Here is a 16,933-nt window from a genome sequence, read left to right as displayed (position 1 = left end):
GTTGATCGAGTAACAGCATTGTGGAAAAACGCCGTTTTGAAATCCAATGCCGTTTCCTTATCCGATTATGTTTTTTTTGCATAACCATCGAGAAGCCGCAAATTCGCGTCGTAGGGAAGCAGGATTTCAGGCCGTGCCTTGGGCCAGTTCCTCCGACACCACCTCCCACAACTGACGCACGAGTATCTGTCGCGCATCGTCGCTCTTCGCCGCGAGCTTGTCGCGATACAGACGAATCTCCATGGTCAGTGTGAGCTGTCCTTCCGGCGTGCCACGCGTGGCACGGTCGAGGCGGATCAGCTTGCCGTCGGCGACCGCGTCTTCCACCGCGCTGTGCGGCAGGAAAGCGATGCCGTGCCCGGCCAGTGCCATCGCCTTGAGTCCTTCGGCCATGTCGGTTTCGTAGAGCCGGTCGAGGTACAGGCGCTCCGGCGCGTTGGCGAGGATCACTTCGGTCATGCGTCCCAGATAGGCGTTCGGCGTGTAGGACAGGTAAGGCGTGGGTGCCTCGGCCGTGCCCGGCAAGGTGTGACGCGGCCGGCCGGCGCGGCCCGGTGCCGAGAACGGACTGATCGGCTCATTGCCGAGCGTCAGCATGTCGTAGCGGCCCGGATCGAGCGCGACCGGATGGCTAGGATGGTGATAGCCCATCATCAGATCGCAGCCGCCTTCCACCAGCGACAACGCCGCGTCGTGCACGTTCAGGGCCCGCAGGCGTGTGTGGATCGGGCCCAGATGGGCTTCGATCCGCTGCAGCCAACGTGGGAAGTAAGTCAGCGACAGCGTATGCGGCACGGCGAACTCGATGGTCGCCTGCGGCGTCGCCGTATGGCCGCGCAGCAGCGCACGGGCTTCGTGGAACTGCGAGAGCATGGCGAGCGCTTGCTCGTTGAATACCTGGCCGGCCGCCGTGAGCCGCGTCGGATAGACCGAGCGATCGATCAGTTCCGTGCCGAGCCAGGCTTCGAGCGCCTGAATCCGCCGGGAGAACGCCGGCTGCGTGACGTGTCGCAATTCAGCCGAGCGGCTGAAACTACGCGTTTCCGCTAGCGAAACGAAGTCTTCGAGCCATTTCAGTTCCATGCGGGGCCTGCTGCCGACGGGAGAGAGGAAGTCAGCATTCTAGTGGGTGTCGAGAGCCAGTCTGTGGCAAGGGTGCGCGCGAGCGCGTGATAGCCCGCCAATGCGAAATCGGATTGCGCCGATGGGCGGGCCGTCGGCGAGCCGCTATCTTGCTGCGCTCACGCCGCCGCGGCCAGTGCGCCGCGTCCTCCACCAAGCTTCGTCGACAACGCGCCTTTCAGGGCGCGAAAACCCGCCATGTCTCCACTCGTCTCCATCATCACCCCGACGGCCAATCGCGAGCGTTTGCTGCCGGCCATCGCCCGCTGCGTGCTTCGCCAGCAGATCGACTGGGAATGGCTGATCCTCGATGACAGCCCCGAGCCGAGCGCGTCCATGCAAGCGCTGGCGTCGCAGGACGTACGCGTTCGCTACTTTCATTCCGCCGCGCGCATGTCGATCGGCGCGAAGCGCAACGCGTTGATCGCCGAATCGCGCGGCTCGGTGATCGCCCATTTCGACGACGACGACCACTACGCGCCGCATTACCTCGCCCACATGGTCAGGACGATGCAGGAGAACCGCGCGGATCTCATCAAACTGTCGGGCTTCTTCATGTACGCGCCGCACACGCAATTCTTCGGCTACATGGACCTGAACGCCAAGGTGGGCCTGCACTACGAACTGAGCGGGCGTTCGGTCAGCCACATCGAGTTCCACGAGAAAATGCAGATCGGCGCGGATTTCATCCTGTTCTATGGTTTCTCGTACGTGTACGGCAAAGCGCTTGCCGCGGTCTCGGCCTTTGACGATATCGACCTGTGCGACGACGAAAGCTTCATCCGGCGCGTGGTCGAGGCAGGCCGCAACGTGATCGCCGTGGACGATCCTCGAGCCAGTTGCCTGCATCTGGTCCATCCCGCGTCCACCTCACGCTGCTTCTCGCGCTACTCGATGCCGGCCTTCACGCTGCCCACCCTGTTTCCCGGCTACGAAGGCTATCCGGACTAGCCGCCACACAGCCGCCATGCGGGCGCCGTACGCGTCGCGGCGAAATCGGGGCAAGCGGCGTCCGGTGGTAAAATTCGCGGTTCCGGCAGTTTCCCCCGCGTTTTCACCCTTGCGTTTTGCCCTCACCCGGCCCCCATCATGTCCGACACTCGCCCCGACACCCTGTTCGCGCTGAACGCGCTCTCCCCGCTCGACGGCCGCTACGCCTCGAAAACCGAAGCCCTGCGCGACTGGCTCTCGGAAGCCGCTTTCATGCGCAATCGCGTAACGGTCGAAATCCACTGGTTGATCGCCTTGTCGCGCGCCGGTTTCGCCGAAGTGCCGCGCTTTTCCGAGGCGTCCGAACAATTCCTGCTGCAACTGGCCGAGCGCTTCACCGCGCACGACGCCGCGCGCATCAAGGAAATCGAACGTGTGACGAATCACGACGTGAAGGCGGTCGAGTACTGGCTGAAGGAATCGGTGAAGGGTCAGGCGGAACTGGAACGCGCGAGCGAGTTCATCCACTTCGCCTGCACGTCGGAAGACATCAATAACACGTCGCACGGCCTGATGCTGGCGGGTGCCCGTGAACACGTGATCCTGCCAGCGCTGCGCTCGGTGCATCAGCGCCTCGTCGCCCTGGCTCACGCGCACGCCGAACAGCCGATGCTGTCGCGCACGCACGGCCAGCCGGCCAGCCCGACCACACTCGGCAAGGAACTCGCCAACGTCGCGGCCCGTTTGGAACGCGCGATCGACCGTATCGCCAAGGTCGAACTGCTCGGCAAGATGAACGGCGCGGTCGGCAACTTCAACGCGCACCTGTCCGCGTATCCGGAGTTCGACTGGGAAGCGTTCTCGCGCGAAGTGGTCGAACAGCGTCTGAAGCTCACGTTCAATCCGTACACGATCCAGATCGAGCCGCACGACTACATGGCCGAACTGTTCGACGCGGTGTCGCGCGCCAACACGATCCTGCTGGATCTGGACCGCGACGTGTGGGGCTACATCTCGGTCGGCTACTTCAAGCAGCGCACCAAGGCCGGCGAAATCGGTTCGTCGACCATGCCGCACAAGGTCAACCCGATCGACTTCGAAAACTCAGAAGGCAACCTCGGCCTCGCGAACGCCACGCTGCGCCATCTCGCCGACAAGCTGCCGGTCTCGCGCTGGCAGCGCGACCTGACCGATTCGACGGTGCTGCGCAATATCGGCGTCGCGTTCGGTTACTCGCTGCTCGCCTACGACTCGCTGATCCGCGGTCTGGACAAGCTCGAAGTGAATGCACAGCGTCTGAACGAAGACCTCGACAACTGCTGGGAAGTGCTGGCCGAGCCGGTGCAAACGGTGATGCGCCGTTACGGCATCGAGAATCCGTACGAGCAGTTGAAGGAATTGACGCGCGGCAAGGGCATCACGCGGGAAGCGCTGCAAACGTTCGTCAACGGGTTGGCGATTCCGCAGGACGCGAAAGACCGTTTGCTGGCGATGACGCCGGCCTCGTACATCGGCAAGGCAGTCGAACTGGCGAAGCGGATCGCCTAACCGGCTTGAGTCGTACATCGCCTCGTAGCCCGAGGCGTAAAAAAACCGCTCCTCGGAGCGGTTTTTTATTTGCAGCGACTAAGCACACTCACTGACGCGCTTCCACCTGCCTCAGCACTTCGACGACGATCTCTTCCGGCGACAGTTCGATGCTCACCGTGATCGCTTCGTCCGGGCCCGGTTCTTCGAGCGTATCGAGCTGGCTTTGCAGCAGCGACGGATCGAAGAAATGGCCGGTGCGCGTGGTCAGACGCTGCTCCAGCACTTCACGCGAGCCCTTCAGATACACGAAGCAGACGTCCCGGTCGCCGTCGCGCAAGACGTCGCGATACGAGCGTTTCAGCGACGAGCACGTGAACACCGCCGTCTCGCCCGCCTTCTGCTTCTCGACGATCGCCACGCGGATGGTTTGCAGCCACGGCCAACGGTCTTCGTCGGTGAGCGGAATGCCGTGGTGCATCTTCTCCTTGTTGGCGGCGCTGTGAAACGCGTCGCCGTCGGTGAACGCGCAATGCAGGCGTTCCGCCAGCATTTCGCCAATTCTCGTCTTGCCGGCGCCCGACACGCCCATTGCGATCAGAATCATCAAAAACTCCTTACACGACCGTCGCGAGCGCGAAGGTCAAACCCAAGCCCATCAGTGAAATGATGGTTTCGAGGAGCGACCATGTCTTGAAGGTCTGCCCCACTGTCATACCGAAGTATTCCTTGATCAGCCAGAAACCGCCGTCGTTCACGTGCGAGAAGATCAGCGAGCCCGAGCCGGTGGCGAGCACCAGCAGTTCCGGCTCGACATGCACGCCGCTAGCCGAAGCGATCGGTGCGACGATGCCGCACGCCGTAGTCATTGCGACCGTCGCCGAACCCGTGGCCAGACGAATCAATGCGGCCACCAGCCAGCCGAACAACAGCGGCGACAGATGCATGGCGGTTGCCACATTGACGATTTCCTTCGAAATACCGCTATCCATCAGCACGCGCCCAAACCCACCGCCCGCGCCGACGATCAGCGTGATGCCCGCGATCGGCGCGAGACAGTCGCCGCAGAACTTCTGGATCTGCTCGCGAGTGAAACCGCGGCTCGCACCAAAGGTCCAGAAGCTCACCAGCACCGCGATCAGCAGCGCGACGTCCGAGTTGCCAACGAAACGCAGCAGATCGTTCGGCAAGGTTTTCGGCGTGGAGATGAGATCGGCCCAGCTTCCCACCAGCATCAGGATCACCGGCAGCAGAATCGTGAGCAGCGTGATGCCGAAGCTCGGCAGTTCGCGCTTGGGCGCGGCGTTTTGCGCGCCGTTTTTGGCTTCGTCATCGTGACCGAGAAATTGCGCCGCGAGCGCGTTGTCTTTTGGCAGCTTGATATAGCGGCTGATCAGCAACGCGAACAGCGGACCCGCGACGATCGCGGTCGGCACACCGACGATCAGCCCATAGGCGATGGTCCTGCCGATATCCGCGTGATACGCCTGCACCGCGAGCATCGCGGCCGGATGCGGCGGAAGCAGCCCGTGCACGACGGACAGGCCCGCGACCATCGGCAAGCCGACCAGCAGCAGCGACTTGTTGGTACGCTTCGCGACGTTGAACGCGATCGGAATCAGCAGCACGAAACCGACTTCGAAGAACACCGGCAAGCCGACGATGATCGCCACGATCATCATGGCCCAGTGAATGTTCTTCTCGCCAAAGAAGTTGATCAACGTGGTGGCGATGCGTTCGGCACCGCCCGATTCGGCCATCATCTTGCCGAGCATCGTGCCCAGACCGACCACCACGGCTATGTGCCCGAGCGTATTGCCGTTACCCGTTTCGAACGATTTGACGATGGTGGCCATCGGCATGCCGGATGCAAGACCCAGCAGCAGCGACACGATGATCAGGACGAGGAACGGATAAACCTTGTAGCGCGTGATCAGCAGGATCAGCAATGCGATGGCGATCACCGCGAAGACCAGCAGCGTGCTGCCGTGGACAGCTTCCATGAAGCTCCTCCTTTTGCGTTATTGATTTGAGTGCATCCGACCTGGTGCTGCGCGCCAGCCCCCTGAGGGGGTCACAAGAAAACTTCGGGCGGACCGGCGTTTTCTTGTGCGTGCGGACACGGCAGCACTTCGTCTCACGGCGACCTGTGCGGCGCCTTGAAACCGGGCTGACCGCGCGGACGCTGAATTTTACTGTTTGTTGTCTGTAAACGTGCGCCAATTCCGCGCGCATATCGCAAAAGAGCCTCGCCAGGACAGCCTGAGCGGCTGTATCGACGAGGCTCCTTTGCGCTGGACCTTGATAAACGCTTAGCGTGCGGACCGCTTCAACTCAATGGGCGGGCGCGGCCAACTGGCTCGCGGCCCGCGCGAGGCGCGTGACCTCGTCCCAGTTTTGCGCGGCGAGCGCGGCTTTCGGCGTGAGCCACGAGCCGCCCACGCAAACCACGTTCGGCAGCGAAAGGAAATGCGTCGCCGTTTCCGCCGTGATACCGCCGGTCGGGCAGAACTTCAGATTCGGGAACGGACCGTGAAAAGCTTGCAGCATCGGCACGCCACCGGCTTGCTGCGCCGGGAAAAACTTCACGATTTCGTAGCCGAGTTCCAGCGCCGCGATGATGTCCGACGGCGTCATCACGCCCGGCAGCAGCGGCAAGCCCGCATCCTGCGCGGCCTTGTGCATGTCTCTCGTCAGGCCAGGAGAGACGCCGAACTGCGCGCCCGCCTTCTTGGCCTGAGCGCAATGCTCGGGCTTCGTAATCGTGCCGACACCGACCACGATGTCTTCGGCCAACTGGCTTGCGCGTTCGATCGCTTCGAGGCCTGCTGCAGTGCGCAAGGTGATTTCCAGCACCTTCACGCCGCCCGCGTGCAGCGCGCGAGACACGTGTACCCCCTGTTCGACCGAGTCAAACGCGAGCACCGGAATCACCGGCCCGAGGCGCACGATATCGCTTACTGTTTTCGAGGTCATAGTCAGACTCCTTGTTCTGCAGCACTTAGCTGGCGTGAGTGGTGCTTGTGTGTTTTGCGGTATGAGCTTTGGCTGCTTCGCCGTGATGCGCCGGACGCTCGCCCACCATCGCGCCGAATACCGACGCACCCTGCTCCGCCGGCGCCGCCGCCGCGCGGAATACCCCGAACAGTTCGCGGCCGAAACCGACTTCGTTTTCGGCCTGATGCTGCGGCACGGCGTTCGGCCGCGCTGCCCATTCGGCCGCGTCGATCTCGATGTCGAGCACGCCGGCTTCGGCGTCGATCACCAGCATGTCGCCCGTGCGCACCTTGCCGATCGGCCCTTGCAGCAACGCTTCCGGCGACAGGTGAATCACCGCCGGCACTTTGCCCGACGCGCCGGACATGCGGCCATCCGTGACCAATGCAACATGGAAACCTTGATCCTGCAACACACCGAGCAGCGGCGTCAAACGATGCAGTTCAGGCATGCCGTTTGCCCGCGCGCCCTGGAAGCGCACCACCGCGATGAAGTCGCGCTTCAGTTCGTGCTTGTCGAACGCTTCCTGCACGGCTTCCTGCGAATCGAACACGATGGCCGGCGCCTTGACCTTGCGATGCTGCGCCGCGACCGCGGAAATCTTGATGACGCCGCGGCCGAGCTTGCCCTGCATCAGGCGCAAACCGCCGTCCGGCTGGAACGGTTCCTTGATGCCGCGCAACACCGCCGTGTCTTCGCTCGTTTGCGCGCCCGGCACCCATTGCAGCTTGCCGTCGATCAGCTTGGGCTCTTCCGTGTAGTGCTTCAGGCCCTTGCCCGCGACAGTGTTGACGTCTTCGTGCAGCAAGCCGCCTTCCAGCAGATTGCGCACCAGGAACGCGACGCCGCCTGCCGCGTGGAAGTGGTTCACGTCGGCCTTGCCGTTCGGGTAAATCTTCGCGAGCAGAGGCACCGCTTGCGACAGCGTGTCGAAGTCGTCCCAATCGATCACGATGCCCGCCGCGCGTGCAATCGCGACCAGATGCAGCGTGTGGTTGGTCGAGCCGCCCGTCGCCAGCAACGCGACGATGCCGTTGACGATCGCCTTTTCGTCGACCACATGGCCGATCGGCATGTAGTTGCCGCGCTCGACCGTCAGATCGAGCACGCGGCGCGCGGCCTGCGCCGTCAGCGCGTCGCGCAGCGGCGTATGCGGATGCACAAAAGCTGAACTGGGCAGATGCAAACCCATCACTTCCATCAGCATCTGGTTGCTGTTCGCGGTGCCGTAGAACGTGCAGGTGCCGTGGCTGTGATACGCGGCGGCTTCCGCTTCGAGCAGCGCGCCGCGGTCGCACTGGCCGGTGGCGAAGAGCTGGCGGGTCTTGGCTTTGTCGTCGTTGGACAGGCCGCTGCCCATCGGGCCGGCCGGCACGAAGATGGTCGGGATATGGCCGAATTGCAGCGCGCCGATCAACAGGCCCGGCACGATCTTGTCGCAAATGCCGAGGCACAGTGCCGCGTCGAACATGTTGTGCGTGAGCGCGACCGCCGTGCTCATCGCAATGACTTCGCGCGAGAACAGCGACAGTTCCATGCCGGCATTGCCTTGCGTGACGCCGTCGCACATGGCCGGCACGCCGCCCGCGAATTGCGCGACGCCGCCGTTTTCACGCGCGGCCTGCTTGATGATGTCGGGGTAGTTTTTGTACGGCGCGTGGGCCGACAGCATCTCGTTGTACGAGGACACGATGCCGATGTTCGGCTCGCGAATCTGCTTGATGACGAGTTTGTCGTTGCCTTCGAGGCCCGCGAAACCGTGCGCGAGATTGGCGCAGGAGAGCGCGCCGCGCGCCGGAAACTTGCCCTGCGCATGGTGGATGCGGGCGAGATACGCCTCACGAGTGGGTTTGCTGCGCTCGACCACGCGTTGCGTGACCTTCAACAATTGCGAATGCGGGGAAACCATCGGAGCTCCTTCGTCGCTGGCGTGAGCGTGCGCGCACTATGCCAGGTAGGTATCGCGGGGATGTCGAATCAGTTGACGACGCCATCTTAGTAGAAAAACTACATGATCGCAATGTTCTCTGGTGCTGCGCTGCGGCATGTTTTGATTGCCTGAAACGCCCAACCGGCTTAGCTTTCGTGCGTTACGCCTAAAACCTAGGGATTACACCTACAGGCATAAATGTAGTTTTTGTACCTTCTCAGCAATCAGCTATAGTCCACGCATTCTTCAGCATAGTGCGAGTTTTCCAATGATGCTGTCTCAGGTGGAAGAGATGCGCGAGCAGTTGCGGCCGTCCGAGCGCAAACTCGCCGACTACGTGATCGAGGCGCCGCGCGAAGTGCTCGATCTGTCGATGACGGAAGTGGCCGCCCGCGCGGGCGTGAGCCAGCCGACCATCGCGCGGTTCTGTCATGCGCTCGGGTTTTCGGGGTTTCGTGAGTTCAAGATCCGGCTGGCGCAAGGGATTGCGTCGGGCGTGCCGACCGTCTATCGGGATGTGCGGCCGGATGAGGGCGCGCCCGGACTGATCGCCAAAGTATTCGACCGGACCATTGGCACGCTGATCGAGGTGCGTAACAGCCTGTCGCCGGATAGCATCGAAGCGGCTGTCGATCTGCTGGCGAACGCGGCGCGCATCGAGTTCTATGGAGCGGGCGGCTCAGGCATTGCCGCGCAGGATATCCAGCACAAGTTTTTCCGGCTCGGCATGCCGAGCGTCGCGTACTCCGATCCGCATACTTACTCGATGTCGGCGGCGCTGCTCGGACCCGGCGATGTCGTGGTCACGGTGTCGAATACCGGCCGAACCCGCGACATCATCGAAGCGGCGCGCTCAGCGCTCGCTCGCGGCGCGAAGGTGATCGCGATCACGCATGGCAGTTCACCGCTTGCGCGCGTCGCGTCGATCTGCCTGTTCTCGAACGTGGTCGAGGAAAACGACGTGTTTTCGCCGATGACGTCGCGCATGTCGCATCTGGCGATCGGCGACATTCTGGCGGTCGGCGTCGCGCTCAAGCGCGGGCCCGAGTTGGTCGAGCGGGTTGGACAGGCGAAAGGGGTGATTGGCCGGTTGAGGATCGACGGCGAAGGTTGAAGAGCCTATCCAGGTCTATACGAAACTTTCGACCCATCCACCTATTTGCACCAGAGTCTTCGCGCACGCCGACAGCGCGCTTCACTCGGTCACCTGAGAGGGACGCAACCGCCGCACGGTCACCTGGAAATCGCAGGTGCAGGAAGGGCTGACGAGCCTGCGCTGTCCAGGTTCGATGCGATCAGCGTCAGCAGATGGCCGCGAATGCGCGCGACGACTTCGGGCCAGTTGCCGTCGAAGCGCCGGCGAAAGAGGCGCATCGTTGGATACCAAGGGCTGTCTTCCCGCGTGTAGTGCCAACGCCAGTCGCCGTACGAAGGCAACATCAGCCACGTTGGCTTGCCCATCGCGCCCGCGACGTGCGCAACCGACGTATCGACCGTCAGCACGAGATCCAGTGCCGCGATGGCACTGGCAGTCTCGTCCATGCTGCGAATGTCGGCGCCCAGATCATGAAAGTTCGACAATCGTTGCGCGCACTGCGCGGCCTCGTCGGCACCCGCGCCTTTTTGCAGACTGAAGAACTGGACACCTTCGAGCTGGAACAGTTCGTCGAGCACGGACAATGACGGCAGCGAGCGCGCGTGGTCGTTTTCGTGCGTCGGCGCACCTTTGAATACCACGCCGACCTTCAGCGCATGCGACTCGGTCCGCAGTAAAGCAGGCGCCTCGTCGGACGGCGCGCGCAGGAAGGGCACCGATACGGGTAGTGCGTCTAGTTCCAACGGCAGATGCGCAGGAATGGCATGCGGGAACACCCAGCAATCGTGCGCCGGCAGTTGTGCGGCATGTTTCACGTCGATGACGGCGTCGGCTTCGCGGGAGACTTCGAAAAGCGACACGAGCGGCGTCTGGCACATCACTGTCACGCGCGCGGCGCCGCAGCGCTCGCGCAGCATGCGAGCGAAACGCAAGAAGAAAATCTCGTCGCCTAGCCCGAACTCGCTCCAGATCACGATCGACTTGCCCTCAAGCGATTCGCCCTTCCACTCGGGAAACGTGGCAGGCGGTTGCGCCGTCGTGCGGCGTTGCCAGCCGAACGACGCCATCGCCGCTTCGCGCAACCGGAAGCCGTGGTGTAGCTTACCGCGCGAAATTGCATGCAACGCGCGATATAAACGCGGCAGATGCTCATTGGGAAGACGCACGACACATTGTTCCAAAATACGATCGACCTCATTCTCCCGGTCCCAGCGGAGCCACTCCATCATTGACCGATGGTAGACCATAAACCGGTACGGATAAGTCTTCACCGCGCGTCGGCCAGCGTCGATGCTCGCCTCCGCGCTACGCGCCTTCACGATGGCGTCGAGCATGTTCTGCGCCGTCGGCACGGCACGCTTGCGCAACACGACTTCGATCGCGCATTCCGCGAGACCGCGTGCGGTCTGATCCGCGTCGTTGCGCGCTTCATCGTAGTGATCGCGCACCAGGTTTACACGTTCGCAAGATGCGACGTGCGACAGCGTCTGTATCAGGTCCAGGATGTTGATCGATTGCGCCAACTGTTTTTCGGGCTTGCAGATCGTGAAGCTCGCCTTGTGCCGCTTGTTGAAGCGGTTCGGCCAAGCACCCTTTCCGTACAGGTCCTCGTCGGGGAGAGTCAGGACCGCGTAGCCACCGGGCTTCAGCAGATCCAGCCACCTTGCCAGCGCCTTGCCCGGATTGGTGACTTCGGCGAGGACGTGGCTGGCATGCACGAAGTCGAATGACCCGTCGTCTGCGCCCTTCATCTGCACCACGTCGCCTTGCTGCTCGCCCCACGACTGGATGCGGCGAGCCCGAGGAAAGAGATGCGTGTGCGCTGCCAGTGGATCCTCCCCGGCGCCGATGTCGAGGCCTTCGCCCACGAAGTAGTGTTGTATGAAGGCCGGATCGTGCGAGCGGCGCAGTGCCGATTTGCTCGTTTCGTTCATCTTCGCCTCATGCAGCCGCTGCCGGCGTTGCTACGTCGATCTGTTCTTGCCACAGTGCCTGCATGCGCTCGCCGAGGATTTCCGGACGGCCCGCGAAGATCAGCTTTTCGATAGCCTGAGGACCCGCCAGCCTCGCCGAGAGTTCGTTACGCTCTTCAGCGTTTTCGATCAGACGCAGTGCCGCTGCCTTGTACTCTTCGTTGGTCTTCGTGACCATCCACTCGGGGAAGCCGAGACGGCGGAACATGCCTTCGTCGATATGTTCGTGCACTTCGCGGCCGGTCTTGCACACGCCGACGAGACCTGCCCACACCGTATCGACGATGCCATTCGTATTGCCGAACGGGAACGGATTCAGGAACAGATCGCAACCCGCGATCACCTTCATATAGCCCGCGTAGTTCTGATGCTTGTGCACGACAGCCGCATCGCCCATCAGACGGCGAATGAGATTGCGCACTTGCGGATAGATCAGGCCGTTCGCCTGGCCCATCAGGAAATGGAACTTCACCGGCACTTTCGATTCGCGCGCAATCTGGGCGCACGTATTGAGGAAGCCCGGGTTCTGCTTGATCGTCGTACCGGCGATGGCGATCTTCACGACGCCGTCCGAGGGCGCTTTCTCCGGCAGATTCAACTCGAGCAGCGCGGCGGGGGCGCGATACGGCATGCCGTCCGAAGGCAGCTTCAGCAGCTTCTCACTGAAGCAGGCCTCGTCGCCGACGTAATCTTCTTCGACCACCACATAGTCCATTGCATGACCGTGCGTCGTGGCGGGGTGACCCAGCGCCATCAATTGCATCGGGGCGACGCGTAGGCAGGCAAGCACCATCGTGATCGGGAACATGCCAACGCTCGGCATGTACATCATCTGTGCCTGGCGTGCTTCGCTGGTATCGCGGACTTGCCGGGCGGTTTCCCACAGGTTTGCGCCTTCGAGCGGAATGAACTCATGGAAGACAGCCTTGCCCGCATCGTCCACGCGGCCGTTGTAGCCCATACCGACGAGGTGGAACTTGTCGCGCATCGCGACCATCGTTTGCGAGTGCGTGCGATAGATCGAGTGGTTCTTCGAGAACCATTCCAGCACCACGATCACCACCGGCTTTTCGCCGGCGACAGCCGGAGCGGCGGCACGCTGCACGTCGTGGATGTCCAGGCTTACGAGCTTGCGACGGATCAGCGTGTTGATCGGCTTCTTGATGTCGTGCTTGCCCGGCAGGTCCGCGTAGCTGCAGTGCATGTACATGTCGTGCAGCACGCCCATCGGAAGCGCGTCGATGTTTTCGATTTCCGCAAGCCGCTCAGGCAACCAGCGCAGCAGCATCTCGCGCTTCTGATGCGCGGACGGTGTGCCGAGGAAGCGCGAAGACATGATCGTCGTCGCCATGCTTGCGGCCATCACCTTGTTGGCTTTCCACAGAACGTCCCAGTCGACGCGAACCTCAGATTCCGGAAGATAGAACAACTGAAACTTGCGGAATTCGTTGTTGCGAAGCTCAATCGCATTGCGCGCTTCTTCGTCTACGCCCAGTGAACGCAGAATGTGGTCCGCATTGCGGAATGGGCTTGCCGAAAACATGGCGGCAAGCCAGCGCTGGAACAGCATGAGACGCCCGATCCCGACGTCCGAGATCGTAAATTTCGGATCCGTGGCCAGTGCGGTGATCGCAGACGTGATTCGTGCGAGCAGGTGTTCGTCCATGATGTTGTGCGCTTCGCCCGACTGGGCCCACGTATCGACGTCCATCAATACGCCATAGTTTTGATCGATCTTGTTGAGCAACTCCAGTAGCATGCGGCCCGCCTTCTCATGTTCACGGCGATAGCAGAGGTGTTCGAACTTGTTGATGCTGAATTTCATGATGTTCTCCGGATGATTGAATATCGTTAAAGCGTGAGCGAGTGATGGGCGGGACCGCGGCGGCCCCGTCTCATGCAATGCGTGTTAGTGATTCCAGGTGACCGACAGCCAGTACTGCAGCGGCTTTTTGCCGGGCTCAACCCAGGAAGCCGACGAGAAGCCAAAGGGTTTCGATACCGACGCCGAGACCGTCGCGCCGATCGGCGTGAGCCAGTCGACACTGGCGCCGTAGCCGGCGAGCGTGCGCGTGTTGGTGACGTCCGATACGCCCGGATAGCTCTGTTCCCAGCCGGCCCAAGGCGTGTGGTTAACGCGGCCGATAGCGAAATCCGAGAACACGCCGAGTTGGATCTGGTGACCTGTCGCGACAGGGAAACGCTGGTACAGGCCCGCGTTGATGACGACGCCGTCGTCAAACGAGATTTCGTCGGAGCGGTACGCGCGCACGGCATTGGGGCCGCCTGCGGCCAGCTTTTCACTCGGGTCGAGGTTGCGGTTTGTCATCTGCCCGTTGATGCGACCCGACAGGAACAGATTGCCGCTGCGAGTCAGGGCGTACGTGCCGAAACTGCTGCCCGTGAACTTCGCGTAGTTGCCGGCGGGGTTGGCGACCGAGTCTCCGTATGGAAAGTCGTTGCTCTGATGGCCGAGCGTGATCGCGCCTTGACCGGTCAGGATGTTCGTACGCAGTTGCTGGGCGCGGTCGCCGTTGTCGGCCTGCACGGAGAAGCGAACGGAGTCGAGCTTGCTGTGCGTCGAGGTGTCGTACTCTTTCATGTCCGTCGAGGTCTGGCTGTGCAGCAGCGAGACACCGCCCCAGACATTGGCATCGAGTCCGCGGGTGAACGGATACAGTACGCCCGCGGAGGCCGTGGTGGCCACGCCGGCCATCGGCGTAATCGTGTTCGTCGTGTATTGCTGGCGGCTGATACCACCGGTCAGACGTAATCCGTCGTTCAAGATCGGCACGCTGCCGTCCAGTTCGCCGGTCCACATCTTTTTGTCGGTGGCGAGCAGTGTGAATGCGTAGCTTTCGCCCGCGCCAAAAAAGTTGTTTCCGGAGACGGTGCCGCCCATGCGGTACGTGCCCGTCGTCGGCACGCCCTGGTTGTCGAAGATCAGATTGGCCGCGAGAGGTTTGCCCTTCTGCGCGACGCCGTACACGACCTTCACGTCGCCTGTACCGGCGCCGGGACCGAATTGCGGCGCATTGTCGAGTGCGACGCCCGGCACGTCTTGCAGAAGCTGCGTCGAACGTTCAAGACGCGACGTCTTCAGGTAGCAGGCGCCCGGGAGCGTATCGCTCCCGCACAGTGCGTGTGTGATCAGCTTGCGCAGACGGGAATCCGCGACGCGCGATTTGTTATGGATTTCGATCTCGCTGATGCGGCCAGGAAAGACGGAAAACATCGGCTGGCCGCCTTGTTGCAGCGCATGCCAGTCCGACTCGGTCATCAGCACCTGGCCAATCGGGAATCCGCCTTGACGCAACGCATCCGTCAGTCGATCCGACCAGCGGTTGACTTCGTCGAGCGAGTGGGGCGCGGCGCCCAGTTGCTGTGCTTGAGTGCGCAGCAACTGGATCACCGCTGCTTCGTCCTGACCACCTGCGGGGAGAAGTTTGAAATCGACGATGGCTTTTTGCGCCGTCACCACCGCGCTCGCATCGGCGACGGGCTCGGCGTGGACTACGCCGGTCATCAACAACGGCAAGACCCACATTGCTTGAGTGATCTGCCGATTTACTGAGTTTCTACGCCACAACATGGAAGCAATCCTTGCTTTGATTAAAACAGGGTGGCGACACGCTCTTTGTGGATTGTTTTTTATCCCAGTGATTCGTACCGCCGACACTGGAAAGAGTAAAAGTTTGATGATCAGAAGCGAATAGGACTATTCCAAAAAAGCGCCCCGACTTTTAGGAGTCGGTGACGTGGTTGGGTCTTTCCAGCCCTGCGTTTCCGCCGCAAAAGCCGATCGGCGGCATGCGACTGCCGTTTATGCGGCGATAGCGCGATGGGACAATTCCTAAAATTCTGTCTGAAATGACGATTCTTATATTTTTATTAATGTTATTCGCATCCATTTCAATTTTCGCGCATAGGATTAATCCTAGATTTTGCAGTTAAGAATAATCTCAAATATGTACCAATCCTTAGCCCGAACAAAAAAAGGCGGTGCGTAGAGCACCGCCTTTCAATCAGCTAGATCAACGCGCGGGAGTAGATCGTGCTGTAGGTGACCGATTACCCCGCAGTCCCGTTGGTCGCACTACTGGCGCAGGGCGCCAGTAGTGCGGACGCAGGATCAGACGCCGGCTGCCGGGGCATGAACCGGGAACGCATGATCTACGCCGTGCTTCAACCAGCCATGCGAGTTGATGACGTACGGCTTGCCATCCTTAACGCCGCTCTCCGTGTAGAAGAACTCATGCGTCTGCGCATTGACCGACAGATCCGCCTTCATCTGCGACTGCTTGTCCTCGGACGTGAAATGCTTCACGCCGTCGGCGCCATCGCGCAAGACCAGATGACGGTCCACCGGCCCCGAGTGCGTGAGCAAACGCACATCGGCATAGTGCATCAGCATGTCGACGTTCACATGCTCGACTTCGGCGTCGGTCCAGAGCGCGGCATCACCTGCCGCCACCGTCAGCGGTTGCACCTGGTCGAGGTACCAGTGCGCATCCACATCGGCCCAGATGAATGCAGCCAGACCGCCCGCACCGATTGCACCGATTGCTGCGCCAGCCGCACCGACCGAATCGCCGTGGCCGCTGCTGTCTGCGGTGACATCGCTGCCGCCGCCCGGGATGCTGGTCGAGCCGTTGTCGGTACCGCCCGTTTGACCGCCATTCGAGATGTTGGTCGAACCGTTGTCCGTACCGTTGCTGTCGCCGCCACCCGAGATGTTGGTCGAACCGTTGTCGGTACCGTTGCTATCGCCGCCGCCGGTGGTATTGGTCGAGCCATTGGCCGTACCGTTGCTATCGCCACCGCCGGTGGTATTGGTCGAGCCATTGGCCGTACCGTTGCTATCGCCACCGGCAATGTTGCCGTTGTCGATGATCACAGTCGTACCGTTGTCCGTGGTGTTGATCGTGCCGTTGTCGATCACACCCGAGGCATTGGTCGAGTTACCGTCGATGATCGTCGTGCCGTTGTCCGACGTGTTGATCGTGCCATTGTTGTCGATACCCGTACCGTTGGTCGAATCACCCGAGATGTTGGTCGTGCCATTACCCGAGTTGTCGATCGTTCCGTTGTTGTCGGTGCCCGTACCGTTGGTCGAATTGCCCGAGATATTGGTCGTGCCATTGTCGGTGGTGTTGATCGTGCCATCATTGATCACGCCACTGCCATTGGTCGAGTTACCCGAAATATTCGTGGTGCCGTTATCGGTGGTGTTGATCGACGCGTTCGGGTCGATGACCGTGCCGTTACCGTTGGTCGAGTTGCCGTCGATGTTGGTCGAACCATTACCGCTCGTGTTGATCGAGCCGTTGATGTCGGTGCCGTCACCGTCGGTCGAAT

At 61.6% G+C, this 16,933-nt stretch carries 12 protein-coding genes; 3 read left to right on the top strand and 9 right to left on the bottom strand.

Annotated features, from left to right (window positions below; all coding sequences use genetic code 11):
* Positions 1–126: 126 nt before the first annotated feature.
* On the bottom strand, positions 127–1,083 hold the full coding sequence (locus tag P0D96_RS36820; protein ID WP_132373107.1) for a LysR family transcriptional regulator: 957 nt from the start codon (positions 1,081–1,083) through the stop codon (positions 127–129).
* 237 nt (positions 1,084–1,320) lie between these two features.
* Between P0D96_RS36820 and P0D96_RS36815 the strand changes: the two genes are divergently transcribed.
* Positions 1,321–2,073: a glycosyltransferase family 2 protein gene (locus P0D96_RS36815; RefSeq protein WP_408318570.1), complete on the top strand. Its 753-nt coding sequence runs from the start codon at positions 1,321–1,323 to the stop codon at positions 2,071–2,073.
* A gap of 138 nt (positions 2,074–2,211) precedes the next feature.
* Positions 2,212–3,600 (top strand): adenylosuccinate lyase, encoded by a 1,389-nt coding sequence (gene purB, locus P0D96_RS36810; RefSeq protein WP_310813928.1) that lies wholly within the window; start codon positions 2,212–2,214, stop codon positions 3,598–3,600.
* Between the two features lie 88 nt (positions 3,601–3,688).
* Here purB and P0D96_RS36805 read toward each other — a convergent pair whose 3' ends face one another.
* The 4 genes from P0D96_RS36805 to edd all read right to left on the bottom strand — a co-directional run bounded on the left by P0D96_RS36805 (position 3,689) and on the right by edd (position 8,485).
* A complete protein-coding gene (locus P0D96_RS36805; protein ID WP_132373101.1) occupies positions 3,689–4,186 on the bottom strand; it encodes a gluconokinase in 498 nt (165 codons plus the stop codon).
* Between the two features lie 10 nt (positions 4,187–4,196).
* The gene (locus tag P0D96_RS36800) at positions 4,197–5,582 is read right to left on the bottom strand and encodes a GntP family permease (RefSeq protein ID WP_408181132.1); all 1,386 of its coding nucleotides are present in this window, start codon (positions 5,580–5,582) and stop codon (positions 4,197–4,199) included.
* A 331-nt stretch (positions 5,583–5,913) separates the two neighbouring features.
* The gene (gene eda / locus P0D96_RS36795; RefSeq protein ID WP_132373097.1) at positions 5,914–6,555 is read right to left on the bottom strand and encodes a bifunctional 4-hydroxy-2-oxoglutarate aldolase/2-dehydro-3-deoxy-phosphogluconate aldolase; all 642 of its coding nucleotides are present in this window, start codon (positions 6,553–6,555) and stop codon (positions 5,914–5,916) included.
* Positions 6,556–6,580: 25 nt separating this feature from the next.
* Positions 6,581–8,485 (bottom strand): phosphogluconate dehydratase, encoded by a 1,905-nt coding sequence (gene edd, locus P0D96_RS36790; protein ID WP_408318568.1) that lies wholly within the window; start codon positions 8,483–8,485, stop codon positions 6,581–6,583.
* A gap of 289 nt (positions 8,486–8,774) precedes the next feature.
* Here edd and P0D96_RS36785 point away from each other — a divergent pair, with 289 nt between their 5' ends.
* On the top strand, positions 8,775–9,620 hold the full coding sequence (locus tag P0D96_RS36785; RefSeq protein WP_132373093.1) for a MurR/RpiR family transcriptional regulator: 846 nt from the start codon (positions 8,775–8,777) through the stop codon (positions 9,618–9,620).
* A gap of 119 nt (positions 9,621–9,739) precedes the next feature.
* Here the strand turns inward: P0D96_RS36785 and P0D96_RS36780 are convergent, their stop codons facing one another.
* The 4 genes from P0D96_RS36780 to P0D96_RS36765 form a co-directional block, all read right to left on the bottom strand.
* The gene (locus tag P0D96_RS36780) at positions 9,740–11,536 is read right to left on the bottom strand and encodes a methyltransferase domain-containing protein (protein ID WP_408318566.1); all 1,797 of its coding nucleotides are present in this window, start codon (positions 11,534–11,536) and stop codon (positions 9,740–9,742) included.
* Positions 11,537–11,543: 7 nt separating this feature from the next.
* The gene (locus P0D96_RS36775; RefSeq protein ID WP_408318565.1) at positions 11,544–13,400 is read right to left on the bottom strand and encodes a peptide transporter; all 1,857 of its coding nucleotides are present in this window, start codon (positions 13,398–13,400) and stop codon (positions 11,544–11,546) included.
* Positions 13,401–13,484: 84 nt separating this feature from the next.
* The gene (locus P0D96_RS36770) at positions 13,485–15,167 is read right to left on the bottom strand and encodes a ShlB/FhaC/HecB family hemolysin secretion/activation protein (protein WP_408318563.1); all 1,683 of its coding nucleotides are present in this window, start codon (positions 15,165–15,167) and stop codon (positions 13,485–13,487) included.
* Positions 15,168–15,707: 540 nt separating this feature from the next.
* Positions 15,708–16,933: beta strand repeat-containing protein (locus tag P0D96_RS36765; protein WP_408318560.1), on the bottom strand; the 1,226-nt coding region annotated here is incomplete at its 5' end.

Origin of the sequence: Paraburkholderia sp. RL17-347-BIC-D (genome assembly GCF_046027915.1) — a bacterium.
In the GTDB taxonomy this organism is placed as follows: Bacteria; Pseudomonadota; Gammaproteobacteria; order Burkholderiales; family Burkholderiaceae; genus Paraburkholderia.
Note: the sequence above shows the minus strand (reverse complement) of the source record. Positions and strands in the feature narration are given on the sequence as shown.

Bases quoted from the DNA above. Each gene is read 5' to 3' on its own strand.
- purB (WP_310813928.1), top strand. From the start codon at position 2,212: ATGTCCGACACTCGCCCCGACACCCTGTTCGCGCTGAACGCGCTCTCC.
- P0D96_RS36800 (WP_408181132.1), bottom strand. From the start codon at position 5,582: ATGGAAGCTGTCCACGGCAGCACGCTGCTGGTCTTCGCGGTGATCGCC.
- eda (WP_132373097.1), bottom strand. From the start codon at position 6,555: ATGACCTCGAAAACAGTAAGCGATATCGTGCGCCTCGGGCCGGTGATT.
- P0D96_RS36775 (WP_408318565.1), bottom strand. From the start codon at position 13,400: ATGAAATTCAGCATCAACAAGTTCGAACACCTCTGCTATCGCCGTGAA.
- P0D96_RS36770 (WP_408318563.1), bottom strand. From the start codon at position 15,167: ATGTTGTGGCGTAGAAACTCAGTAAATCGGCAGATCACTCAAGCAATG.
- P0D96_RS36820 (WP_132373107.1), bottom strand. From the start codon at position 1,083: ATGGAACTGAAATGGCTCGAAGACTTCGTTTCGCTAGCGGAAACGCGT.
- P0D96_RS36780 (WP_408318566.1), bottom strand. From the start codon at position 11,536: ATGAACGAAACGAGCAAATCGGCACTGCGCCGCTCGCACGATCCGGCC.
- P0D96_RS36805 (WP_132373101.1), bottom strand. From the start codon at position 4,186: ATGATTCTGATCGCAATGGGCGTGTCGGGCGCCGGCAAGACGAGAATT.
- edd (WP_408318568.1), bottom strand. From the start codon at position 8,485: ATGGTTTCCCCGCATTCGCAATTGTTGAAGGTCACGCAACGCGTGGTC.
- P0D96_RS36785 (WP_132373093.1), top strand. From the start codon at position 8,775: ATGATGCTGTCTCAGGTGGAAGAGATGCGCGAGCAGTTGCGGCCGTCC.
- P0D96_RS36815 (WP_408318570.1), top strand. From the start codon at position 1,321: ATGTCTCCACTCGTCTCCATCATCACCCCGACGGCCAATCGCGAGCGT.